This is a genomic window from Micrococcus sp. SL257, from assembly GCF_026625585.1.
In the GTDB taxonomy this organism is placed as follows: domain Bacteria; phylum Actinomycetota; class Actinomycetes; order Actinomycetales; family Micrococcaceae; genus Micrococcus; species Micrococcus luteus.
Genome location: NZ_CP113053.1, coordinates 1847501 through 1869494, shown reverse-complemented (window position 1 = coordinate 1869494; position 21994 = coordinate 1847501). Strand labels below are relative to the sequence as shown.

22 protein-coding genes and 1 pseudogene are annotated in these 21994 nt (G+C 74.3%); 18 read left to right on the top strand and 5 right to left on the bottom strand.

All coding sequences use genetic code 11. The annotated features are described in order from the left end of the window. Positions 1–16 precede the first annotated feature (16 nt). Positions 17–1717, top strand: coding sequence for a hypothetical protein (locus OVA32_RS08660; RefSeq protein ID WP_267714072.1), 1701 nt, complete (start codon positions 17–19; stop codon positions 1715–1717). A 61-nt stretch (positions 1718–1778) separates the two neighbouring features. On the opposite strand, the gene OVA32_RS08655 is transcribed toward OVA32_RS08660, so the two are convergent. After that, a complete protein-coding gene (locus OVA32_RS08655; protein WP_127435075.1) occupies positions 1779–3083 on the bottom strand; it encodes an MFS transporter in 1305 nt (434 codons plus the stop codon). 71 nt (positions 3084–3154) lie between these two features. On the opposite strand from OVA32_RS08655, the gene ftsY reads away from it, so the two are divergent. From ftsY to OVA32_RS08570, 17 genes and pseudogenes are all read left to right on the top strand, one after another. Then, the gene (gene ftsY, locus OVA32_RS08650; RefSeq protein ID WP_267714070.1) at positions 3155–4363 is read left to right on the top strand and encodes a signal recognition particle-docking protein FtsY; all 1209 of its coding nucleotides are present in this window, start codon (positions 3155–3157) and stop codon (positions 4361–4363) included. A gap of 195 nt (positions 4364–4558) precedes the next feature. Then, a complete protein-coding gene (locus tag OVA32_RS08645) occupies positions 4559–5821 on the top strand; it encodes an ammonium transporter (RefSeq protein WP_127435078.1) in 1263 nt (420 codons plus the stop codon). 123 nt (positions 5822–5944) lie between these two features. Continuing rightward, entirely contained in the window at positions 5945–7531 is a 1587-nt protein-coding gene (ffh, locus tag OVA32_RS08640; protein WP_115165098.1) for a signal recognition particle protein, read from the top strand. Positions 7532–7731: 200 nt separating this feature from the next. Then, positions 7732–8178: a 30S ribosomal protein S16 gene (gene rpsP / locus OVA32_RS08635; RefSeq protein ID WP_044659141.1), complete on the top strand. Its 447-nt coding sequence runs from the start codon at positions 7732–7734 to the stop codon at positions 8176–8178. Between the two features lie 2 nt (positions 8179–8180). Beyond that, positions 8181–8420 (top strand): RNA-binding protein, encoded by a 240-nt coding sequence (locus tag OVA32_RS08630; protein WP_029248213.1) that lies wholly within the window; start codon positions 8181–8183, stop codon positions 8418–8420. Positions 8421–8525: 105 nt separating this feature from the next. Beyond that, positions 8526–9113 (top strand): ribosome maturation factor RimM, encoded by a 588-nt coding sequence (gene rimM / locus OVA32_RS08625; RefSeq protein WP_185194695.1) that lies wholly within the window; start codon positions 8526–8528, stop codon positions 9111–9113. Between the two features lie 3 nt (positions 9114–9116). Beyond that, a pseudogene (gene trmD / locus OVA32_RS08620) lies at positions 9117–9862 on the top strand (tRNA (guanosine(37)-N1)-methyltransferase TrmD). A 248-nt stretch (positions 9863–10110) separates the two neighbouring features. Then, complete coding sequence (gene rplS, locus OVA32_RS08615; RefSeq protein ID WP_002853821.1) at positions 10111–10464, top strand: 50S ribosomal protein L19; 354 nt, start codon at positions 10111–10113, stop codon at positions 10462–10464. A gap of 36 nt (positions 10465–10500) precedes the next feature. Continuing rightward, positions 10501–11244: a signal peptidase I gene (gene lepB, locus OVA32_RS08610; RefSeq protein ID WP_020625066.1), complete on the top strand. Its 744-nt coding sequence runs from the start codon at positions 10501–10503 to the stop codon at positions 11242–11244. Beyond that, positions 11241–11840, top strand: coding sequence for a signal peptidase I (gene lepB, locus OVA32_RS08605; protein ID WP_267714062.1), 600 nt, complete (start codon positions 11241–11243; stop codon positions 11838–11840). Before lepB (OVA32_RS08610) ends, lepB (OVA32_RS08605) begins: the two co-directional genes overlap by 4 nt. After that, entirely contained in the window at positions 11837–12589 is a 753-nt protein-coding gene (locus tag OVA32_RS08600) for a ribonuclease HII (RefSeq protein WP_041103132.1), read from the top strand. The genes lepB (OVA32_RS08605) and OVA32_RS08600 overlap by 4 nt, the downstream gene beginning before the upstream one ends. Before the next feature lie 116 nt (positions 12590–12705). Beyond that, the gene (locus OVA32_RS08595) at positions 12706–13029 is read left to right on the top strand and encodes a DUF2469 domain-containing protein (RefSeq protein WP_041103130.1); all 324 of its coding nucleotides are present in this window, start codon (positions 12706–12708) and stop codon (positions 13027–13029) included. A 134-nt stretch (positions 13030–13163) separates the two neighbouring features. Further along, complete coding sequence (locus OVA32_RS08590; RefSeq protein WP_041103128.1) at positions 13164–13583, top strand: YraN family protein; 420 nt, start codon at positions 13164–13166, stop codon at positions 13581–13583. Beyond that, the gene (locus OVA32_RS08585; RefSeq protein ID WP_041103126.1) at positions 13580–15184 is read left to right on the top strand and encodes a YifB family Mg chelatase-like AAA ATPase; all 1605 of its coding nucleotides are present in this window, start codon (positions 13580–13582) and stop codon (positions 15182–15184) included. The genes OVA32_RS08590 and OVA32_RS08585 overlap by 4 nt, the downstream gene beginning before the upstream one ends. Beyond that, positions 15181–16455 (top strand): DNA-processing protein DprA, encoded by a 1275-nt coding sequence (locus OVA32_RS08580; RefSeq protein ID WP_020624515.1) that lies wholly within the window; start codon positions 15181–15183, stop codon positions 16453–16455. The genes OVA32_RS08585 and OVA32_RS08580 overlap by 4 nt, the downstream gene beginning before the upstream one ends. Before the next feature lie 43 nt (positions 16456–16498). Then, complete coding sequence (locus OVA32_RS08575; RefSeq protein WP_020624514.1) at positions 16499–17539, top strand: tyrosine recombinase XerC; 1041 nt, start codon at positions 16499–16501, stop codon at positions 17537–17539. A gap of 170 nt (positions 17540–17709) precedes the next feature. Then, positions 17710–18213, top strand: coding sequence for a DUF3145 domain-containing protein (locus tag OVA32_RS08570; RefSeq protein ID WP_020624513.1), 504 nt, complete (start codon positions 17710–17712; stop codon positions 18211–18213). 28 nt (positions 18214–18241) lie between these two features. On the opposite strand, the gene fabF is transcribed toward OVA32_RS08570, so the two are convergent. The 4 genes from fabF to OVA32_RS08550 all read right to left on the bottom strand — a co-directional run bounded on the left by fabF (position 18242) and on the right by OVA32_RS08550 (position 21978). Continuing rightward, positions 18242–19486, bottom strand: coding sequence for a beta-ketoacyl-ACP synthase II (gene fabF, locus OVA32_RS08565; protein ID WP_020624512.1), 1245 nt, complete (start codon positions 19484–19486; stop codon positions 18242–18244). Between the two features lie 176 nt (positions 19487–19662). Further along, positions 19663–19908, bottom strand: coding sequence for an acyl carrier protein (locus OVA32_RS08560; protein WP_010078906.1), 246 nt, complete (start codon positions 19906–19908; stop codon positions 19663–19665). Positions 19909–19969: 61 nt separating this feature from the next. Continuing rightward, the gene (locus OVA32_RS08555) at positions 19970–21022 is read right to left on the bottom strand and encodes a beta-ketoacyl-ACP synthase III (protein ID WP_020624511.1); all 1053 of its coding nucleotides are present in this window, start codon (positions 21020–21022) and stop codon (positions 19970–19972) included. A gap of 32 nt (positions 21023–21054) precedes the next feature. Further along, positions 21055–21978 carry an ACP S-malonyltransferase gene (locus OVA32_RS08550; RefSeq protein ID WP_185194696.1) on the bottom strand — a complete coding sequence of 308 codons (924 nt, stop codon included), beginning with the start codon at positions 21976–21978 and terminating at the stop codon, positions 21055–21057. Between the last annotated feature and the right edge of the window lie 16 nt (positions 21979–21994).

The following is a 21994-nucleotide window of genomic DNA, read 5'->3' as shown; positions in this document are numbered from 1 at the left end:
CGGTTACGCACCGTTCGTGGGCCCGGTCTACGACCAGGAGCCTGTGATCGTGGAGCCCTCCGTCACGACCGTCGCCCTCGTGTTCCAGCGCACTGGTGGCCCCGCGCTTGCCGCTGCCGAGGCGGACCGGTGGGCCGTCACCGGCGGCCATCCCGTGTGGGATGAGCTGATCCGGAATGTCCGCCGGGTGGGCTCCCGTCTCGGGTACGACCGCCCGGTATGGGGTCAGTACGCGGCCGTGATGGTGGAACGCCACGTGGACCGGGTGACCGCGTGGGCCACCGTGCCCGCTTTCGACGGTCTCTACTGGGCGCAGGACTCGGAGCACGTGTACGTCTCCAACCGGCCGTTGCTGCCGGCCCTGGCGCTGGCCGGTGGCCGCCGGGCGGGGGTGCGGCGCGACGAGCGATACCTCGCCCACTACCTCTATTCCGGGTACAGCCTCGAGGAGGTCAGTCCGTTCGAGGGGGTGAGCCGCCTGCCCGTCGATCGGTCGTTGGAGATCGTCCAAGGCCGGGCCCGGCTGGGTGACGTCCCGCCGGGGCTCCGATCGACGCTGACCGAGGACCATACTCCGGAGGAGGGCGCCGAGGCGGCGGCCGAAGCGATGCTGGGGGCGATGGATCGGGTGGAGGCCGTACTCGACGGTCGGCCGGTGCAGCTGCGACTGTCCGGGGGCAAGGACTCTCGCACCCTGTTGGCGCTGCTCAAGGGCAGAGACATGGAGGTTCATGCCGTCACCTTCGGCGAGGAGCACGAGCCGGATCCGCTCGTCGCTCGCATGATGACGGACCGTTTGGGGATGCCCCTGACGGTCACCCAGCCCACCCCCGTTGACGCGGCCGGCGAACGGGAGCGGATCCTGACCACCCTGTTCCAGGCGGGTGGCCAGCCACTGTCAGAGGCCCACACCACTCGCTATGTGGGATCGAACCCGCGCACCCCGGGGGAGGGCATCATGTTGGGGCAGTGGCCGCTCCTCAAGGGCGGCATGGCCCAGAGGCTTCGCTACACCACGGCCGATGCCCTGCGCCGGGTGCGCGCGCGGTCCAACCCCGACCTGCTGGTGGAGTCGCGCAGACGACCTCTCGAGGAGGCGTTGACGCGCTGGTTCCACGAGGTGCCGGCCCAGGACCGGGCAGAGAAGTTGTATCTCTACGCCCGGCAGTTCCGCTCAGGAGCGTACCTGCACGCCCACATCGCCCACTACGGCCGGGACGCGACGATCGCTTACCCGCTCGGTGACGCCGAGGTGACAGCCGTGGCTGACGCGCTGACCATGGGGGAAAAGGTGTCCCACCGAGCTCTCTTCGGTGCTCTGGCGCGGATCTGGCCTGAGGTGATGGCCGTGCCGCTGGGCAACAATTCCTGGGGCTTCGAGCAGAAGGGCCCGGATCCCGCATGGTCGGGACCCTTCTACGCCGAGCGGACCGCTCCGCTGCCGGATCGCGAGCCGGCCCCACGGACCGGACCGGCACGAATTGGTGAGTACTCATCCCGCACTCTGGTGGAGCTCAGCCGGATCCTTGCAGAGAGCCCGAACCAGGAGGTCCTGCAGGACCACCTGCCGGAACCATTGCTCTTCGCAGTGGCTGCCACGGCCCTTTCGGGATCCGTCTCCCTGCCGGACGGCATGGATCGGCGGCGCTATGCCAAGAACGTGTGGCGTGTGGCTGTGGCTGACCTCTGGTATGGCTGGGACTGGATGCCGGCCTGACCCGTCGACGCCACGAGGCCGCCGTCCCCGCGCGGACGGCGGCCTCGTGCGTGCCCCGACCTCACCCGTCCTCGCGCGGGGTCACCCGGGCGTCCTCCGGGCGGACCAGCGGCAGGGACCCGGTGCGGGGCCCACCGGGCACGATCGGCAGATTGGTCTCCGGAGCACGCCACCACGCGAGCGCGCCGAGCAGGATGACGCCGCCGGTGAGCGCGAACGCCCATCCGTAGCCGGCGGTGTCCACCACGAGCCCGGCCAGCAGCGGACCGGAGATGGCGCCCAGGTCGGCGGACATCTGGGCGGTGGACATCACAGCGCCGGAGCGCCGCCCCTGGCCGACGACGTCGCCGATGGCCGCCTGCTGCGGGGCGTTGAGGGTGCCCGTGCCGGCGCCGGCCAGCAGGCACGCGAGCAGGAAGAGCGCGGGCGAGCTCATCCAGCCGATCACCCCGGTGGTGACGGCCATGACGAGCAGGCCCGCGAGGATCAGCGGACGGCGTCCATGCCGGTCGGACAGCCGCGAGCTGAACGTCACGGCGGTGACGTTGCCGAGCGCGAACACGGACAGGGCCAGGCCCGCCATGAGCGCGCCGTCCACCTCCCAGCCCAGCAGCGCCGTGCCGGCGAAGGCGGTGGCCGCGAACAGGGGCATCACCGAGTTCCGCACCCCGAACGTCGCCCAGCCGTTGGCGAAGAAGGAGACCAGCGCGGCCCGGTAGGACGGGTTGGCCAGGGCCTCCCGGATCGGCATGGCGGGGCGGACGTCGCGGACGGCGCGGTCCGCGAGCCGGGTGTCCTTGAGCAGGAAGAAGACGAGGGCCGCCGCCACCACCAGGGAGCTGCCGTAGATGAGGAACGGGGCCCGGTACCCGAACACGGACAGGGCGGAGCCCACGATCGGACCCACGATGTTGCCGATCAGGAACGCGGACGCGTAGGCGCCCGAGATCCGGCCGCGCATCGTGGGCGGGGACTTGCGGGCCAGGAACGCCATCGCGGACACGGTGAAGAGGGTGGAGCCGACGCCGCCGAGCGCCCGGAAGAGGAGCAGCTGCGGGAAGGTCTGCGCGAAGGCGACCAGGAACATGGACGCGGCCACGATCAGCACGCCCGTCATGTACACGGGCGTCTCGCCGAGCCGGTTCGTCAGCTTGCCGGAGACCGGGGCGAACAGGAGGCGGGTCAGCCCGAACACGGACACGACGGCGGCCACCCCGACGGCGGACGCGTCGAACGTCGCCGCGTACTGCGGCAGCAGCGGGGCGATGATGCCGAAGCCGATCGCGATGATGAACGCGGCGGCGACGAGGACCTTGATCTCACGGGGCAGAGGGACCCGCGAGGAGCGGGCGGACGACGACGGCATGACCGCCATCTTCGCACGGCGCCGGGTGTGCGGCCCGGGGCGGGCGACGGCCCGTGTGACAGACTGGGCCCGTGGAAATCGTGCTCATAGTCTCAGTCGTGGCCGCCCTGCTGCTGGGCGGCGTGCTCGTCGGCCTGCTGGACCGGCGCCCCGCCCCGCCGAAGGGCTCGTACCAGGGGGTGCGGGACGCGGACGACCCGCGCCCGAGTCCGCGGCACGCGGCCCCGTCGGGCTCCACCGCCGTCCTGGAGCGCCCCGAGGTCGACGAGGCGCCGCCCGTCGTCGCCGAGCCGGAGACCGCCGTCGTCGAGGAGGTGGAGACCGCCCCGGCGAAGCCCGAGTACGAGCGGCCCGAGGCCGCCGGCTCGCGCCTGGCCCGCCTGCGGGCCCGCCTGCTCAAGTCCAACAACGTCTTCGGCAAGGGCCTGCTGGCGCTGCTGTCCCAGGACCGCATCGACGACGACGTGTGGGACGAGATCGAGGAGACGCTGCTGATGGCGGACCTCGGCACCGAGCCCACCCTGGAGCTCGTCGACCGCCTCAAGGCCCGTGTCACGGTCGAGGGCACGCGGGACCCGGAGCAGGTGCGCACCCTGCTGCGCGAGGAGCTCGTGGCGATGGTGGACCCCTCGATGGACCGCCGTCTCGCCGCGACCCGCAAGGGCGACCGCCCCGCCGTGACCATGGTCGTGGGCGTCAACGGCGTCGGCAAGACCACCACCGTGGGCAAGCTCGCCCGTGTGCTCGTGGCGGAGGACCGCACCGTCGTGCTCGGCGCCGCGGACACCTTCCGCGCCGCCGCCGCCGAGCAGCTCGCCACGTGGGGTGCCCGCGTGGGCGTCGAGACCGTCCGCTCCGAGAAGGAGGGCGCCGACCCGGCGTCCGTCGCCTTCGAGGCCGTGGAGCGCGGCATCGCCGAGGGCGTCGACGTCGTGCTCGTGGACACCGCGGGCCGTCTGCAGAACAAGGCCAACCTCATGGACGAGCTCGGCAAGATCAAGCGCGTCATCGAGAAGCAGGCCGAGGTGGACGAGGTCCTGCTCGTCCTCGACGCCACCACCGGCCAGAACGGCTTGACCCAGGCGAAGGTGTTCGCCGAGGTCGTGGACGTCACCGGCATCGTGCTGACCAAGCTGGACGGCACCGCCAAGGGCGGCATCGTGATCGCCATCCAGCGCCAGCTCGGCGTGCCCGTCAAGCTGATCGGCCTCGGCGAGGGCCCCGATGACCTCGCGCCGTTCACCGCCGAGGGCTTCGTGGACGCGCTGCTGGCCGACTGACGTCCCGCACCCCGGTCCTGGGCCCCTACCGACGTCGTCGGGAGGGGCCCTTCCCTGTCACGGAGACGTCATCGACGTGTGGCGTGGCCCACTCCTCCGGTATCTTCCTTGCATCGGCCCCGATCGGGGCCGGGCAGCGACGCCGCGGGACGGGCGTGCGCCCCCGGCTCGCGGCCCGGACCGAAGGAGACCCCCATGGAGGAGTCGAACGTCCTGGACGCAGGGACAGTGTGGATGGTGACGAGCGCGGCGATGGTCCTGCTCATGACACCCGGGCTGGCCATCTTCTACGGCGGCATGACCCGCGCGAAGTCCTCGCTCAACATGATCATGATGTCCTTCGTCTCGATGGGCCTCGTCGGAGTCGTCTGGGTCCTGTGGGTCCACGGGATGACCGGCGGCGACGGGTGGGCCGGGGTGGTGGGGAACCCCGCCGGTGACCTCGGGTTGACCGGCACGATGGCCGAGGGCGGGCTCGTCGCCGCGGCCTACGGCGCCACCTTCGCGATCATCGCGGTCGCCCTCATCTCCGGCGCGGTGGCCGACCGCTTCAAGTTCGTCACGTGGTGCGTCTTCGTGCCCGTCTGGACCACCGTCGTCTACGCGCCGCTGGCCTACATGGTGTGGGGCGGCGGGCTCCTCTCCGCGGACGGCGCCATCGGCGCCCGCCTGGGGGAGGCCCTCGACTTCGCCGGCGGGCTCGTGGTGCACATCAGCGCCGGCGTGGCCGCCCTCGTGCTCGCGCTGCTGCTGGGCAAGCGCCACGGCTTCGGCGTGGACCCCGGCCACCGGCCGCACAACGTCCCGTTCACCATGCTCGGCGCGGCCCTGCTGTGGTTCGGCTGGTTCGGGTTCAACGGGGGCGCGGCGGGCGGCGTCGACGAGCTCGGACTGATCTGGGTGGACACCCTCGCCGCCGGCGCCGCCGGCATGCTCGGCTGGGTGTTCGTGGAGTGGCTGCGCCGCGGCCGGCCGACCTCGATCGGCACCGCGTCCGGGATCGTCTCGGGACTGGTCGCCATCACGCCCGCGTGCGCCTATGTGAGCCCCCTGGGGGCCGTGGTGATCGGCCTGGTCTCCGGTGCGGCCAGCGCGCTCGCGGTCAACCTCAAGTACCGCCTCGGCTTCGACGATTCGCTCGACGTCGTCGGCGTGCACCTCACCTCCGGCATCCTGGGCACCGTGCTGATCGGCTTCTTCGCCCTGCCGGACGAGGGCCGGGCGGGCCTGTTCTACGGCGGAGACGCCGGTCTCCTGGTGGCCCAGACGGTGGCCGTGCTCGTCGCCGTGGTCTTCACCGCCGTGGTGACCACGGTCATCGCCCTGGTCCTGCGCGGGACCATGGGCCTGCGGGTGAGCAAGGAGGACGAGGAGCGGGGCGTCGATCTGACCCTGCACGACGAGTCGGCCTACGACGTCGGCTTCGGCGGGGTGCCCGTCCCCGCGGAGGCGCGGTGAGCCGCCGCGGACGGGTGAGGCCGGTCGGTTGCTAGGCTTGGCGGGCGCCGCGGTGGATGCCGCGGCGCCCGCGACCGACCGCGTCCGGATCAGTCGACCCCGCTTCGAAGGATCACACCCGCCGTGTTCAACTCCCTGTCCGACCGCCTCACAGCCACCTTCCGCAGCCTCAAGGGCAAGGGGCGGCTGAGCGAGGCGGACATCGACGCCACCGCACGCGAGATCCGCCGCGCCCTCCTGGACGCCGACGTCGCCGTGCCCGTGGTCCGCCAGTTCATCGCGCAGATCAAGGAGCGCGCCCTCGGAGCCGAGGTGGCCCAGGCCCTGAACCCGGGCCAGCAGGTCGTGAAGATCGTCAACGAGGAGCTCGTGGGCATCCTCGGCGGCGAGACCCGGCGCATCCAGCACGCCAAGACGGGCACCACCGTCATCATGCTCGTGGGCCTGCAGGGCGCCGGCAAGACGACCCTCGCCGGCAAGCTCGCCCACCTGCTCAAGTCCCAGGGCCACACCCCGCTGCTCGTGGCCTGCGACCTCCAGCGCCCGAACGCCGTGAAGCAGCTGCAGGTCGGCGGCGAGCGCGCCGGCGTCCCGGTCTACGCGCCGCACCCCGGCGTCTCCTCCGAGTTCGAGGCCGCCACCGGCGACCCGGTGCAGGTGGCCCGCGACGGCGTCGCCGAGGCCAACACGAAGTACCACGACGTGGTCATCATCGACACCGCCGGCCGCCTCGGCGTGGACGCCGAGCTCATGCAGCAGGCCGCGGACATCCGCGCCGCCGTGGACCCGGACGAGGTGCTCTTCGTCATCGACGCGATGATCGGCCAGGACGCCGTGGCCACGGCCCAGGCGTTCAACGAGGGCGTCGGCTTCACCGGCGTCGTGCTCACCAAGCTCGACGGCGACGCGCGCGGCGGCGCCGCCCTGTCCGTCCGCCACGTGACCGGCAAGCCGATCATGTTCGCCTCCACGGGCGAGGGCCTGAAGGACTTCGAGGTCTTCCACCCGGACCGCATGGCCTCGCGCATCCTCGACATGGGCGATGTGCTCTCCCTGATCGAGCAGGCCGAGCAGAACTGGGACCGCAGCGAGGCCGAGAAGATGGCCCGCAAGTTCGCGGACCAGGAGGACTTCACCCTCGACGACTTCCTCGCCCAGATGCAGCAGCTCAAGAAGATGGGCTCGCTGAAGAAGATGCTCATGATGATGCCGGGCGCCCAGGGCATGCGGCAGCAGCTCGAGCAGTTCGACGAGTCGTCGATCGGCCGCGTCGAGGCGATCATCCACTCGATGACCCCGCACGAGCGCGTGGCCCCCAAGATCATCAACGGCTCCCGCCGTGCCCGCATCGCCCGCGGCTCGGGCGTGAGCGTGTCCGAGGTCAACGGCCTGCTCGAGCGCTTCGCGGAGGCGCAGAAGATGATGAAGCGCATGGCCGCCGGCGGCGGCATCCCGGGCATGCCCGGGATGCCGGGCGGCGCCTCCCGCAAGGCGAAGGGCAAGGGCAAGAACGCCAAGCGCGATCGCGTGAAGTCCGGCAACCCGGCCAAGGCCGCGGCCGAGCGCAAGGCGATCGAGGAGCGGCGCGCCCGTGCCGCCCAGGCGCAGGCCGGGGCCGTGTTCGGCCGCGACGGCGCGGGGATGGACGGCTTCGACCCGTCCACCCTCAACCTGCCGGCGGGCTTCGAGAAGTACCTGAAGGACCGCTGAGTCGCCCGCTGCCCGGTCGCGGCGCGCCGGGTGTGCACCGGCCCGCCCGATCTGGCAGAATGGCACGGTACTGAGCGTGAGCCCGGACGACCCTCTATCCTCCGCTGCGCTCCGTTCCGTGTGCCAGGTCGTCGACGCCCGCTGCCCCCACGCGGCGTCGTGCCCCGGCCCCCCAGATCCACTGAAGGAGAACCACACTCGTGGCTGTCAAGATTCGTCTGAAGCGGTTCGGCAAGATCCGCGCCCCGTTCTACCGCGTCGTCGTCATGGACTCGCGCACCCGCCGCGATGGCCGTGCCATCGAGGAGATCGGCAAGTACCACCCCACCGAGGAGCCCTCGTTCATCGAGATCGACTCGGAGCGCGCCCAGTACTGGCTCTCCGTCGGCGCCCAGCCGACCGAGCAGGTCGCCGCGCTGCTGAAGGTCACCGGTGACTGGCAGAAGTTCAAGGGCGAGTCGGGCGCCGAGGGCACCCTGAAGTCCAAGTCCGAGAAGGAGGCCTTCGTGGCCCCCGAGAAGGGCTCGGTCATCCTGCCGGAGGAGCCGAAGCAGGAGGAGGCCCCGGCCGAGTCCGAGCAGGCCGACGAGGCCCCGGCCGAGGAGGCCGCTGAGGCTCCGGCCGAGGACGCCGAGAAGTCCGAGTGACCATGCTGACCGAGGCCCTCGAGCACCTGGTGCGCGGCATCGTGGACACGCCCGAGGCGGTCCGCGTGGACGCCCGCTCCCAGCGGCGCGGCGACATGCTGGAGGTCCGCGTGGCCCCCGAGGACCTGGGTCGCGTGATCGGCCGCCAGGGTCGCACCGCCACCGCGCTGCGCACCGTGCTGGACGGCCTGGCCGGCCACCCCGTCCGCGTGGACGTGGTGGAGACCGACCGCCGCTCCTGACGGCCCGTGACGCACGGCCCGCCCGCCCCTCACCGGGCCGGCGGGCCGTCGTCGTCTTCCGGCCCCGCCCCCTCCCGCCACCGACCGTCCCACCCAGGAGAGCCCATGAGTCCCGCAGCCCAGGACGACCTCGTCCGCGTCGCCCGCATCGGCAAGCCGCACGGCATCCGCGGCGAGGTGACCGTGCAGGTCTTCACCGACGACCCGGATGCCCGCTTCGCCCCCGGCGAGCGCCTCGTGGTGCGCGACGGCGCCCCGGGCCTGCCGGCGGAGCTCACCGTCACCCGCGCCCGGTGGAACAAGCAGATCCTTGTGGTCGGCTTCGAGGAGTCGCCGGACCGCAACGTCGCCGAGACCCTGCGCGGCGCCCAGCTGTTCGCCGTTCCCGCCGCGCCCGAGGAGTCCGACGAGTGGTACGAGGAGGACCTCGTGGACCTCGAGGTGCGGGTCGACGGCGAGCGCGTCGGCGTCGTCACGGCCCTGACCACCGGGGCGGTCCAGGATCTGCTGCACGTCGCGTTGGACGGCGTCGAGGAGGAGGCCCTGGTGCCCTTCGTCGAGGAGATCGTCCCGGAGATCGACTCCGAGGCCGGCGTGCTCGTGCTGACCCCGCCGCCGGGGCTGCTCGAGCTCGCCACCGGCGAGGACGAGGGCGCCGTAGACGGGCCCGCCGATGCGGATGCGGAGGACTGAGCGGTGCGCTTCGACGTCGTCACGATCTTCCCCGAGTACCTCGCGGTGCTCGACGTCTCGCTGCTGGGCCGTGCCCGCCGCGAGGGCCTCGTGGACGTGCACGTCCACGACCTGCGCGACTTCACCTTCGACCGGCACCGCACCGTGGACGACACGCCCTACGGCGGCGGCGCCGGCATGGTGATGAAACCGGAGCCGTGGGCGCTCGCGCTCGAGCACGTGGCGGCCCAGGGGCCCGTGTCACCGGCCCCCGCCGAGTCGTCGTCGGCGGAGCCGGGGACCGCCCCGTGCTGCTCGTGCCGACGCCCTCGGGGGAGCGCTTCACCCAGCGGTTCGCCCGGGAACTGGCGGGCCGGGAGCACGTGGCGATCGCGTGCGGCCGCTACGAGGGGATCGACGAGCGCGTCTTCGGCTGGGCCGAGGAGCTCTTCGAGGTGCGGCTGGTCTCGCTGGGCGACTACGTGCTCAACGGCGGCGAGGTCGCGGCGCTGGCGATGATCGAGGCCGTCGGCCGCCTCGTGCCGGGCGTCGTGGGCAACCCGGCCTCGCTCGTCGAGGAGTCCCACGAGGACGGCCTGCTGGAGTACCCGGTCTACACCAAGCCCGCGGACTGGCGGGGCCGTGCGGTGCCGCCCGTGCTGCTCTCGGGCGACCACGGCAAGGTCGCGGCCTGGCGTCGGGCCCAGCAGAAGGAGCGCACGCGCGAGCGGCGACCGGACCTGTGGGCGGCGTACGGCTCCGAGGCCTGACCCGCCGCGCCCGACGGGCCGGAGGGGCGTCGCGACGTCGTCGGCTGTGGCATAATGGATCCTCGCGTCCGCCGGACGCCCGACCTGCCACAGGGGGCGCGCGTCAACGGATCGGACCCCGGGACCGCACCCCACGTGCGGAGCCCGGCCCTCGGCTCGGGACCCGGCCCCCTCGTCATGCGGACGTGGACGGGCCGTGCGCCCGCATACCACGCGGTTGACCTGTGGCATCCGCCAGGAGAGATGACATGCACATTCTCGACTCGTTCGACAAGAAGACGCTGCGCGACGACATCCCGGAGTTCGCCCCCGGCGACACCGTCAAGGTGCACGTGAACATCATCGAGGGCAAGACCGCCCGCGTCCAGGTGTTCCAGGGCTACGTCATGGGCCGTCAGGGCTACGGCGTGCGCGAGACCTTCCGCGTCCGCAAGGTGTCCTTCGGCATCGGCGTGGAGCGCGTGTTCCCGGTGCACTCCCCGGTCATCGACAAGATCGAGGTCGTCACCAAGGGCGACGTGCGCCGCGCGAAGCTGTACTACATGCGCGACCGCCACGGCAAGGCCGCCCGCATCCGCGAGAAGCGCGCCGACGCCAAGTGATCATCCCGGTCGGCCCCGCCGACCGGTGATCGACCCATGCGCACCTCGGAGCCCCGTGACCCCCGCCGGTCACGGGGCTCCGTCGCGTCCGGGGCCGGCTCCTCCTCGGGCCCGACGGCGGCCCCCGCCTCCGGCACGAGCCGCTGGTGGGCGTGGCTCGGCCTGACCGTGGTGGCCGCCGTCGTGGTGGCCGCGGTGCTGCGAGCCCTCACCGGCCCCGTCTACCTCATCCCCTCCGGGTCGATGGAGCCGACCCTGCAGCCCGGCGACCGCGTGCGGGTGGAGGCCGCCGCGGCCGGCGGGCAGGGCCTGCACCACGGCGACGTGGTGGTGTTCGACGGCGCCGGCAGCCTGGCGCCGTACCGTTCGGCCGGATCGCTCGAGCGCGGCCTCGAGGACGTCGCCCGGTGGTGGGGTGTCGGCGCGGCCGAGGACGTCTTCGTCAAGCGCGTGCTGGCCCTGCCGGGGGACCGCCTCGAGTGCTGCGCCCCGGACGGCCGGCTGCTGCGCAACGGTGAGCCGCTGAACGAGCCGTATCTCGGCAGGCCCGTGACCGCAGACGAGCCGGCCGCGGCAGGGACCTGGTCCTTCGAGGTGCCCGACGGGCGCATGGTCGTCCTGGGCGACCACCGCGCCGCCTCCCGGGACTCCCGCGCACTGCTGGGCGCCCCCGGCGGCGGGCTCATCCCGCTCGAGCGGGTCGAGGGCCGGGCCGCGGAGATCGTGTGGCCCCTGGCCCGCCGCGGGACCGTGGACGCCCCCTCCGGGGACACGCCGTGACGGGGCGCCGCACCGCGCTGATCGCCGCCGCCGTGACCGTACTCGCCTGCGTGCTGGCGTGGGCCTTCCTGGCGCGCATGTACGCCATCCCGTCCTCGTCCATGGAGCCCGGGCTGCAGGCCGGCGACCGCGTGGTCGCCACGCTGCTCACCCCGGACCCGTTCCCGGTGCGCCGCGGTGACGTGGTGGTGTTCGAAGACACGAAGGGCTGGCTGCCCGGGGGCGGCCACGTGATCAAGCGGGCCGTCGGGCTGCCGGGGGACACCGTCTCCTGGACGCCCGGCGAGGAGACGCTGCGCGTGAACGGGGTGCCCGTGGATGAGCCGTACCTCGCGCCGGGGGAGACGCCCGCGCAGGAGGCGTTCGAGGTGACCGTCCCCGCGGGGCGACTGTGGGTGCTCGGCGACCATCGCTCGGCGTCGGCGGACTCCCGCGCGCACCGCGCCGGGCCCGGGGGCGGGTTCGTGGCCCTCGACGACGTGGTGGGCCGCGCCCGGTTCGTGGTCTGGCCGCTGGACCGGATCGGCGGCGCCGGCACCGACCCCGACGCGTTCGCCACCGTGCCGGACGCGCCCGCGCCGGAGGCTCGCACGTGACCGCCCGCCGGGGCGGTGGCCGGCCGACGGTGCGCGCCGGCCTGGACGTCGAGGCGGGGCTGGCCGCGCCGGCCCTCGCCGCGCGGGGAGCGGACCGGGTGCTGGTGGCGGGCATGGACGAGGTGGGCCGGGGCGCGCTGGCCGGGCCCGTCGTCGTCGGGGTGTGCGCCGCGTGGCTGCCCGCCGCCGGGCAGATCCCTCCGGTGCGCGACTCCAAGGCGCTCACGGACCGACGCCGGCGCGCCCTGGTCCCGCAGATCGAGGACTGGGCGGCCGGGGTGGCGCTGGGCGAGGCCGGCCCCGCGGAGATCGACGCGCTGGGGATCTCGGCGGCCCTCGGCCTCGCCGGGCGACGGGCGTGGGCGGCGCTGTGCGCCGCGGTGGGGCAGGAGCCGGTCGCCCTCGTGCTCGACGGCCGGGACGACTGGCTGAGCCGCTCCGATCCCGACGCCGGCCCCGCGCCCGCGCCGCGCCCGCTGCCGCCCGAGCCCACGATGCTGGTGCGGGCCGAGGACCGGTGCGCGACGGTGGCGGCCGCGTCGATCGCCGCGAAGGTGGCCCGCGACGACGTCATTATCGCCCTCGACGCGGCGCACCCGGGGTACGGATGGGCCGGGAACAAGGGGTACGGCTCAGCCGCGCACCGGGCCGCCCTGGCCGAGCGCGGGGCGAGCGAGCAGCACCGGCGCAGCTGGAACCTCGGGCTGCCGGACGCGCCCGCGCAGGCGCCGCCCACGCTGTTCGACTGAGCCCCCGGGGCCGGGCGCGGCCGCCCGTTCGACGTGCGACCCCCGGACGGGGGAGGATGGAGGCCGTGCGTGCCCGGACTGTCGCGGGTGCGCGGCGAACACTGAGGAGGCATGTCATGAGCGCAGACGACGTCGAGGACTTCGAGGCCGAGGCCGAGCTGCTGCTCTACCGCGAGTACCGGGACGTGGTGGGCCTGTTCCGCTACGTCGTGGAGACCGAGCGGCGCTTCTACCTCGCCAACGACGTGCAGCTGACGCCCCGCCAGGCGGACGGGGACGTGTTCTTCGAGATCCTGCTCGAGGACGCCTGGGTGTGGGACGTGTACCGCACGCAGCGGTTCATCAAGCGCGTGAAGGTGCTGACCTTCAAGGACGTGAACATCGAGGAGCTGCCCACCGAGGACCTGACGGTCCCGCCGGACGGCCAGCTGCCGAGCTGACCCACGCCTGATCGGCCCCGAGGGCGGGACGCCGACGTCCACTCCTGCACAGGCGTCCGGCCCCGCACAATCCCCGCCGTCGCCGACCCGGCGACCCTGCTCGGGACCACCCTGGTGCCCAGGAGGTGGTCGGGATGACGGGGACCGCGGAACGGATCGGGGCGCAGCCGCCCGGAGACAGGCGCGCCAGCCGCGCGCACACGGCGCTGGGCCGGTTCGGCGAGGACGCCGCCGCACGCTGGCTCGCCGAGCGCGGCTACGTGATCGCCGACCGCAACTGGCGGGGTGAGGCCGGAGAGCTGGACATCGTGGCCCAGCACGCCGGCTGGTGGGTGGGCGTCGAGGTGAAGACCCGCTCGGGCCTGGCCTTCGGCGACCCGTTCGAGTCGATCGACCGGCGCAAGCTCACCCGGCTGCACCGCCTCACCGCGGCATGGGTGCGGACCCACGCCGGAGAGCGCCGGGGAACGCCCTGGCGCGTCGACGCCGTCGCCGTGCTGGTGCCGCGCACGGGCGGGATCCGCTTCGATCTGCTGCAGGACGTGCGGCCGTGAGCGGCATCGGACGCACCCGCTCCATCACGCTGGCGGGTCTGCGCGGGGAGGTCGTGCACGTCGAGGCGGACATCGCCCAGTCCCTGCCCGGGTTCACCCTCCTCGGCCTGCCGGACCAGGCGCTGCAGGAGAGCCGGGACCGCATCCGCTCCGCCGCGCGCAACGCCGGACTGCCCCTGACCCGGCGGCACCTGACCGTGAACCTGCTGCCGGCGGGGGTGCACAAGCGGGGCGCCTGCCACGACCTGGCGATCGTCCTGGCGGCCTACGCCGCGGACGGGCGGGTGCGGAACGTCGAGGGGCCCGTGTTCCTGGCCGAGCTCGGCCTCGACGGCGCCCTGCACCGCTCGCCGGAGACCGTGGCGATGGTGATGGCCGCCGTCGACGCGGGGTGCTCCGAGATCGTCGTCGCCGAGGACGCGGAGGCCGAGGCCCGACTGGTCCCCGGCGCCGAGGTCCGCGGCTTCGCCCATCTGCACGACGTCATCCGCGCCTTCGGCGGGGAACCGGACGGAGAGGCGCCCCGCCGCCCGGCCCGACGGCAGGTGACAGCCCCGGAACCGGAGCCGGCCCGTGCGGTGCCCGACCTCGCCGAGGTCGCCGGGCAGGCCGAGGCCCGGTTCGCCCTCGAGGTCGCAGCCGCCGGCGCCCACCACCTGCTGCTCATGGGCGCCCCGGGGGCGGGCAAGACCATGCTGGCCGAGCGCCTGCCCGGAATCCTGCCGCCCCTGGACCGGCGCACCGCGCTCGAGTGCGCCGCCCTGCGCTCCCTCCGCGGCGGCGCCGCCCGTGTCCGGCGCAGGGGCGGGACGGCCCAGGGGTTCGACGGTGACATCGACCGGACCCCGCCGTTCGAGGCACCCCACCACTCGGCGTCCCGCTCGGCCCTCGTGGGCGGCGGCAGCGGCCTCGCCCGGCCGGGAGCGGCCTCCCTCGCCCACGGCGGCGTGCTGTTCCTGGACGAGGCCCCCGAGTTCGAACGACGCACCCTCGAGGCGCTGCGCCAGCCCCTCGAGTCCGGGGAGGTGCTGCTGCACCGGGCCCTCGGCGCCGTCGTCTACCCGGCCCGGTTCCAGCTCGTGCTGGCCGCCAACCCCTGCCCGTGCGGCAAGGGCGGCGGCACGGGCGTCGAGTGCCGGTGCAGCGTGCCCGAACGCCGCCGCTACGCCCAGCGGCTCTCCGGACCGCTGCTGGACCGTGTCGACCTGCAGGTCACCGTGCGGCCCGTCGACGCGCGGCAGCTCACGGGGGCGCCCGCCTCCGAGACCACCTCGCAGGTGGCCGCCCGGGTCGCCGCGGCCGCCGACCGCCAGGCCCAACGCTGGGCCACCGCCGCAGAGCGCGGGCTCGTCCCGTCCGGGCTGCGCCGCAACGCGCACGTCCCCGCCGCGGTGCTGCGGCACGGCCCGTACGCCGTGCCCCGGGCGGCCCGCCGGCCCGCGGACGACGCCGTCGACCAGGGCCTGCTGAGCGCGCGCGGCCACGCCCGCGTCCTCCGCCTCGCCTGGACCCTGGCGGACCTGCGCGGCGCCGAACGGCCCGCACCCGAGGACACCGACGTGGCACTCACGCTGCGCCACCAGAACGAGGAGGACGCATGACCACCCACGTCACCCCGGCGGCAGACCACGTCCCCGTCGCCGGGCCGCGCCGGCCGGACGCCGCCCGGCTCGCCCGCGCCGCCCTGACCCGGCTGGTCGAGCCCGGGGACGCGCTCGCGGTGCAGACCGTCACGGCGCTGGGGCCGGAGCGGGCGCTCGCCCTGCTCACGGGCCGGGAGACGATCCAGCCCGCCGAACGCGATCTGCTCGCCGATCACGCCGGCACGCCCGACACGCTGCCCCGGCGCTGGGCCGCGGGCCTGGCCCGCTGGGCGCCCCGGGCCGCCCGACTGGAGCCGGAGCGCGACCTCGTGACTCTGCACCGGCTCGGGGGAGGCCTGCTGATCCCCGAGGACGACGCCTGGCCCGCCGCCCTGGCGGACCTGGGCGAGGAGGCGCCTCTGGGCCTGTGGTTCCGCGGCTCCGGAACGCTGCCTCCCGCGGACCGGATGCTCGCCGTCGTCGGCAGCCGGGAGGCGACCGCGTACGGGCGGACGGTGACCGCCCGCTGTGCCGCCCACGCCGTCCAGCAGGGCGCGTGCGTGATCTCCGGCGGCGCGTACGGCATCGACGGCGCCGCCCACCGGGCCGCGCTGCAGGCGCTCGCCGCACCGGGAGACGCGGCGGATCGCGACGGCGTCCCGCCCACGGTGGCGGTGCTGGCCGGCGGCCTCGACCGGTTCTACCCGGCCGGCCACGAGGACCTGCTCCGCGCGGTGATGGCCGCCGGGCTGCTCGTGTCCGAGATGCCGCCCGGGGCGAGCCCCACGCGCTACCGGTTTCTGCAGCGCAACCGAGTCATCGCCGCGCTCGCGGGGGCCGTGCTGGTGGTCGAGGCGCGCTGGCGGTCGGGAGCGCAGAACACGGCGGGCCACGCGTTCGGCCTCGGCCGCGAGGTGGGCGTCGTCCCCGGCCCCGTGACCTCGCCCAGCTCCGCCGGCTGCCACCGTCTGCTGCAGGAGAGCCCCGCCCGTCTCGTCACCACCGAGCAGGAGGCCCTTGCCCTGCTCGGTCAGGGGCCCGCCCGGAGCGGCGGCGCGGGTGGGCCGTCGTCCACCCGGGCAGCTCCCGAGCCTGCCGCGCGGCCCACCGACGGGCTCACGATGGAGGAGGCCCTCGTCCACGAGGCGCTGCCCCTGCGCCAGGCGGTGCCCGTCGACCGGATCACCGTCAGCGCCGGGCTCGCGCTGCCCACCGTCCTGGCCTGTCTGTCCCGGCTGCAGCGGGCGGGCCTGGCCGAACGGGTCGAGGACCGGTGGCGGCGCGCATGACCTCCGGCCGCGTCGCCCGGGGCGCGGATGGCAGAGTGGGGGGATGGCCCCGTCGTCCTCCGTCCGTCCCGCCCCGGCCCCGCGCGCCCCCTCGCCCCGGGACACGGCCTGGCTCGAGGCGTTCGAGGAGCACCTGCGCCACGAGCGGAACCGCAGCCCCCAGACCGTGCGCGCGTACCTCGCCGATCTGCATTCCCTCATCGACTACGTCGCCGGCACAGCCGCCACCGCGGGGACGCCCCCCGTGGACGACGATGCTCCCGCTCGCCACGGGCCCAGCGCACCGGACGTCCTCCCCGAGCTGGACATCGAGGACCTGCGCGGCTGGTTGGCGGACATGAGCGGGTCCGGCCTCGCCCGCGCGACCCTGGCCCGCCGGGTGGCCGCCGTCCGCACCTTCACGGCCTGGCTGCGCCGCGAGGGCCTGCGCTCCGACGACCCCGCCCTGCGGCTGCGCTCGCCCCGGCCCGAGGGGACGCTGCCCCACGTGCTCCAGGAGCAGCAGGCGACCCGGCTCCTCGCGGCCGCCCAGGAGCGTGTGGACGCGGCCGCCGCGGGCGACGACCCCGCCGCCCACGCGCTGGCCCTGCGGGACGCCGCCCTGCTCGAGCTGCTCTACGCCACGGGCGCCCGGGTGGCCGAACTCTCCGCCCTGGACGTGGACGACCTCGAGGCCGGCCGCGGCGTCGTCCGGCTGACCGGCAAGGGAGACCGGCAGCGCACCGTCCCCTACGGCACACCCGCGGGCCGCGCCCTCCAGGCGTGGCAGCGGCTCGGTCGCCCCCGCCTGGCCCGGCCGGACTCCGGCCCCGCCCTCTTCCTCGGCGCACGCGGCGGCCGGCTGGGGGTGCGCCAGGCGCGCACCGTCGTCGACCGGGCGCTCGAGGGCCTGGGGGACACCGCGGCCCGCGGGCCGCACGCGCTGCGCCACACGGCCGCGACCCACCTCCTCGACGGCGGCGCCGACCTGCGCAGCGTGCAGGAGCTGCTGGGCCATGCATCCCTGCGCACCACGCAGGTCTACACGCACGTCTCGATCGATCGCCTCCGCGAGGGCTACCGGCAGGCCCACCCACGCGCCTGACGCCTCCCCGGAGCGCCCCCGGCCCCTCCACTGCGCCACCGCGACACGCGCGGCGGCGCACCGCCTCGTTGCCGGCCCGGCATCCCTGGTGCACAATGGCCCCAGGATCCACCGGAGCCGCGACGTGGTCGTAGGGGAAGACGCACCGCATCGCACCCCCGGAGGCATCCATGACCAGCACCCAAACCCGCGGCGTGGTCCACATCCTCTCCGCCCCCACCGCCCTCTGCCCCCACGTGGAGTGGGCGCTGAGCTCCGTGCTCGGCCCCGCGACCTCGGTGGAGTGGGAGGGTCAGCCGGTCGCGCCCGGCCAGCACCGCGCCGAGGTGCACTGGACGGCGCCCGCCGGCACTGGCGCGCGTCTGGCCTCCGCCCTGCGTGGCTGGCCGCACCTGCGCTTCGAGATCACGGAGGAGCCGTCCGCCGGGGTCGACGGCTCGCGCTGGTCCCACACCCCGGACCTCGGCATCTTCCATGCCACCACGGACGTCTCCGGCAACATCATGGTCTCCGAGGACCGCATCCGGTACGCCTACGAGGCCGGCGCGGGCGACCCCAGCGTGCTGATGCACGAACTCTCCCTCGCGCTCGGCGAGGCCTGGGACGACGAGCTCGAGCCGTTCCGGCTGGCCGCCGCCCACGCCAACGTGCGCTGGCTGCACCGCGCTGTCTGAGCCTTCGCCCGGCCGGCGGCGCTCCGGCTCAGACGCTGCGGAACACGGCCACCGCGTTGTGGCCGCCGAACCCGAACGAGTTCTTCACGGCCACGCGCGGCCCCTCGGGCAGGCGGGCGGGGGAGCCGGTGACCACGTTCAGCGGGATCTCCGGGTCCTGGTGGTCCAGGTTGATGGTCACGGGCGCCTGGCCGTGGTGCACGGCGAGCACGGACAGGATCGACTCGATCGCGCCTGAGGCGCCCAGCAGGTGGCCGGTCTGGGACTTCGTGGCCGAGACCTGCACCTGGTCCAGGTGGTCGCCGAACACGGCCCGCATGGCCAGGTACTCCGGGGCGTCGCCCTTGGGTGTGGACGTCGCGTGGGCGTTCACGTGGCACACGTCCTCGGGGGTGATGTCGGCCGACCTCAGGGCGGCGCGCATCGCACGGGTCGCGCCCAGGCCCTCGGGCTCGGGCGCGGTGATGTGGTGGGAGTCGGAGCTGACGCCCGCGCCGGCCAGCTCGGCGTACACGCGGGCGCCGCGGGTCTTCGCGTGCTCCTCCGACTCGATCACCATGACGCCGGCGCCCTCGCCGAGAACGAAGCCGTCGCGGTCCACGTCGTAGGGGCGGGACGCGGCCTGCGGGTCGTCGTTGCGCTTGGACAGCGCCTGCATCGCGGCGAACGCGGCCATCGGCAGCGGGTGCACGGCGGCCTCGGCGGCGCCGCAGATCACGACGTCGGCCTGGCCGGAGCGGATGAGCAGCAGCGCGGTCTCGAGCGCCTCGGTGCCGGCGGCGCACGCGGACACCACGGTGCGGGCGCCGGCGCGGGCGCCGAACTCGAGGGAGAGCGCGCCGGCGGCGCCGTTGGGCATGAGCATCGGGACGGTCATGGGCAGCACGCGGCGCGGGCCGCGCTCGCGCAGGGTGTCCCAGCCGTCCAGGAGGGTCCACACGCCGCCGATGCCGGTGCCGAAGGCCACGGCGAGCCGGTCGCCGTCGACCTCCGCGCCCTCGAGGCCGGCGTCCTTCCAGGCCTCGCGCGCGGCGACGGTCGCCATCTGGGTGGCCGGGTCCTGGCGCTTCTGCTCCACCTTGGAGAGGACCTCGGAGGTGGGCACGGTCAGCTCGGCCGCGAAGGTGACGGGCAGCTCGTACTTCTCCACCCAGTCGTGCTCCATGGTGCGCGCACCGGAGACGCCCTGCAGGGCGTGGGACCAGAAGGTGGGCACGTCGCCGCCGATGGGCGTGGTGGCGCCGAGGCCGGTGATCACTGCGGTGCGGGTCATGGGTCTGCTGCCTCTGGGTCTCGAGTGGGGATCGGGCGGAGGGGTGTCGTCGGCACGACGCGCGGCGCGCGCCGGGGTGCCGGAAGTCGAGGGTGTCGGGCGCCGGGGGCGCTCACGCGCCCCCGGCGCTCACCGAGGGGACGGGGCGGGCCGGGCCCGCCGCCGTCGTGGGCCGATCAGGCCTGGGCGCCGTCGATGAAGTCGACGGCGTCCTGGACGGTCTTGAGGTTCTTGACCTCCTCGTCCGGGATCTTCACGCCGAACTTGTCCTCGGCGTTGACCACGATGGTCATCATCGAGATCGAGTCGATGTCCAGATCGTCCGTGAAGGACTTCTCCGGCTGCACCTCGGCGGTGTCGAGGCCGGTCTCCTCGTTCACGATCTCGGCGAGGCCGGCGAGGATCTCTTCCTTGGAAGCCATGGGGCGTCTCCTTCGGTAGGGGTGTGGGGTGTACGTGATCAGTGAATCAGACGGCGCCGCCTCAGGGGAGGCGGACCACCTGGGCGCCGTAGACCAGCCCGGCGCCGAAGCCGATCTGCAGGGCCAGGCCGCCGGTGAGCTCGGGGTTCTCCTCCAGCAGACGGTGCATGGCCAGCGGGATGGACGCGGCCGACGTGTTGCCGGCGTCCGCGATGTCCCGGGCCACGACGACGGACTCCGGCAGCTTCAGCTGCTTGGCGAACTCGTCGATGATCCGCATGTTGGCCTGGTGCGGGATGAACGCGGCGAGGTCTTCGGGCTCCACGCCCGCGGCGTCGAGGGCCTCGCGGGCCACCTTCGCCATCGACCACACGGCCCAGCGGAAGACGGAGGGCCCGTCCTGGCGCAGCGTGGGCCAGAGCATCCCCTCCGCGCCGGTGATCGCCGAGGCGTCGCCCGTGGTGCGGGCGTGCTCCACGGCATCGCGGAGCTCCAGCTGCGAGTGCGTCATGGAGATCGTGGACCAGCGCTCCCCGTCCGAGCCCCACACCGAGGGGGAGATGCCCGGCTCGTCCGAGGCCGACACGATCACGGCGCCCGCGCCGTCGCCCAGGAGGAAGGAGATGGAGCGGTCCGTGGGATCCACGACGTCGGAGAGGCGCTCGACGCCGACCACGAGCACGTGCCGCGCGGTGCCGGAACGCACGAGCGCGTCGGCCTGGGCCACGCCGTAGCAGTAGCCGGCGCACGCGGCGGAGACGTCGTAGGCGGGCGCCGGGGTAGCCCCGATCTCGTGCGCCACGAGGGCCGCGGCCGAGGGGGTGGCGTGCGGGAAGGTGACGGTCGAGACGATCACGGCGTCCAGGTCCGAGCCCTGCAGGCCGGCCCGCTCGAGGGCCTCCCGGGCGGCGCCCACGGCCATGACGGGCACGGTCTCCTCCGCCGTGGCGCGCTGGCGCGTGACGATGCCGGTGCGCTGGCGGATCCACTCGTCCGACGAGTCGATGGGGCCGATGAGGTCCTCGTTGGGGACCAGGTTCGCCGGGCGGTAGGCGCCCACGGCCACGATGCGGCTGGCCGCGGGGCGCTCGTGCTGCTTCAGGGTGACGGTCATGGTGCCTCTCTCTGCCGGGCGGTGCGCGGGGTTCAGGCCGAGTGCTCGGCCAGGAACGCCCGCGCGGCGTCCAGGTCCTCGGGGGTCTTCACGGCGAGCTGCGCGGTGCCCTTGAGACCGCGCTTGGCCAGTCCGGTCAGTGTGCCACCGGGCAGCAGCTCCAGGACGCCCGTGACCTGCCGCGTGGCCATGGTCGCCATGCACAGGTCCCAGCGGACCGGGCGGGTGACCTGGTCCACGATCCGGGCGAGCACGTCCGTGCCGGACTCGACGGCCTCGCCGTCCCGGTTGGACAGCAGGGGCAGGCGCGGGTCCGAGGGGGAGAGGTCGGCGACGTGGGCCGCGAGGTCGTCCACGGCGGGGCGCATGTGCTCCGTGTGGAACGCGCCGGCCAGCTTGAGCGGGATCACGCGGGCGCGGGCGGGGGCGGACTCGGCGAGCGCGCCGAGGGCCTCCGCGGTGCCGGCGGCGACGATCTGGCCGGCGCCGTTGACATTGGCGGGCGTCAGGCCCGCCGCGTCGATGGCCGCGAGGACCTCGTCCTGGTCCCCACCCACGACGGCGGCCATGCCCGTGGGCGTGGCCGCGGCGGCCCGGGCCATGCCGGTGGCGCGCACGCGCACCAGCGAGAGGGCCTCAGCGGGCGACAGCACGCCGGTGACGGCGGCCGCGGTGATCTCGCCCACGGAGTGGCCCGTCACGACGGTCGACTCCGGTGCGGCGGCGTCCGCTTCGAGGGCCGCGGCGGCCACCAGGCCGGCCGCCACGATCAGCGGCTGGGCGACGGCGGTGTCCTTGATGGTCTCCTCGTCCGACTCGGTGCCGTGGCGGATCAGGTCCACGCCCGCGGCGTCGGAGAGGGACGCGAGCAGGTCGCGGGTCCCGTCCAGCTCGAGCCAGGGGGCGAGGAAGCCGGGCGTCTGGGACCCCTGTCCGGGGCACACGATGGCAAGCATTCCTCCATCGTGTCAG

Coding starts and splice junctions, on each gene's coding strand:
- OVA32_RS08655 (WP_127435075.1), bottom strand. CDS start 3,083: ATGCCGTCGTCGTCCGCCCGCTCCTCGCGGGTCCCTCTGCCCCGTGAG.
- OVA32_RS08645 (WP_127435078.1), top strand. CDS start 4,559: ATGGAGGAGTCGAACGTCCTGGACGCAGGGACAGTGTGGATGGTGACG.
- OVA32_RS08630 (WP_029248213.1), top strand. CDS start 8,181: ATGCTGACCGAGGCCCTCGAGCACCTGGTGCGCGGCATCGTGGACACG.
- rimM (WP_185194695.1), top strand. CDS start 8,526: ATGAGTCCCGCAGCCCAGGACGACCTCGTCCGCGTCGCCCGCATCGGC.
- rplS (WP_002853821.1), top strand. CDS start 10,111: ATGCACATTCTCGACTCGTTCGACAAGAAGACGCTGCGCGACGACATC.
- lepB (WP_020625066.1), top strand. CDS start 10,501: ATGCGCACCTCGGAGCCCCGTGACCCCCGCCGGTCACGGGGCTCCGTC.
- OVA32_RS08595 (WP_041103130.1), top strand. CDS start 12,706: ATGAGCGCAGACGACGTCGAGGACTTCGAGGCCGAGGCCGAGCTGCTG.
- OVA32_RS08590 (WP_041103128.1), top strand. CDS start 13,164: ATGACGGGGACCGCGGAACGGATCGGGGCGCAGCCGCCCGGAGACAGG.
- OVA32_RS08580 (WP_020624515.1), top strand. CDS start 15,181: ATGACCACCCACGTCACCCCGGCGGCAGACCACGTCCCCGTCGCCGGG.
- OVA32_RS08575 (WP_020624514.1), top strand. CDS start 16,499: ATGGCCCCGTCGTCCTCCGTCCGTCCCGCCCCGGCCCCGCGCGCCCCC.
- OVA32_RS08570 (WP_020624513.1), top strand. CDS start 17,710: ATGACCAGCACCCAAACCCGCGGCGTGGTCCACATCCTCTCCGCCCCC.
- fabF (WP_020624512.1), bottom strand. CDS start 19,486: ATGACCCGCACCGCAGTGATCACCGGCCTCGGCGCCACCACGCCCATC.
- OVA32_RS08560 (WP_010078906.1), bottom strand. CDS start 19,908: ATGGCTTCCAAGGAAGAGATCCTCGCCGGCCTCGCCGAGATCGTGAAC.
- OVA32_RS08555 (WP_020624511.1), bottom strand. CDS start 21,022: ATGACCGTCACCCTGAAGCAGCACGAGCGCCCCGCGGCCAGCCGCATC.
- OVA32_RS08550 (WP_185194696.1), bottom strand. CDS start 21,978: ATGCTTGCCATCGTGTGCCCCGGACAGGGGTCCCAGACGCCCGGCTTC.